We start from the raw sequence: 524 nt of genomic DNA, 5'->3' as shown, positions 1-524 counted from the left end.
TGCGCCACCTATCCCGATGTCGGCTTGACCGGGATCGATCCGCTGCGCCATTTCGTGACCTATGGCCGGGCTTTGGGCCGCGCCCCGGGGCCGGGATTCGACCCGGTTTTCTATGCCGCGCACGCTCCCGATCTGGCCGCGGACCAGGACCCGCTTTGCCATTATCTGCGCCATGGCCGCGCCGAAGGACGGCTGCCGACGCCGCAGGCGGCGCAGGCGCGGGACGGCATGACGCGGCTGCGGCGGTTGCAGGCGGAATTATGGGGCGGGTTGGACCGCAGCGCCGGTGCCGCGCTGGCGGCATTGCTCGACGACCTCGATCAGCCCGAACAGGTCCGGTTCGAAGCCGGTTGCCAGCTTGCGATCTGGCGCGATTTTTCCGGCGACGCGGCGGCGGCAGAGGCGCTGCTGGAACGGCTGGGGGGGATGTCTGCTCGGGTCGCCGAATCGTCGGCGCGGTTGATCCCGCTCAGCCTGCTCTATGCCCGGCGCGGCGCGACACGGGCCGCGCATGGCGCGCTGAA

The 524-nt window shown here is 70.8% G+C and carries 1 pseudogene; it reads left to right on the top strand.

Annotated features, from left to right (window positions below):
• A pseudogene (locus TG4357_RS19430) lies at window positions 1-524 on the top strand (hypothetical protein); the annotation flags it as partial.

The sequence above is a fragment of the Thalassovita gelatinovora genome, from assembly GCF_001458355.1.
GTDB lineage: Bacteria > Pseudomonadota > Alphaproteobacteria > Rhodobacterales > Rhodobacteraceae > Thalassobius > Thalassobius gelatinovorus.
This window is presented reverse-complemented; position numbering and strand designations above follow the sequence as displayed.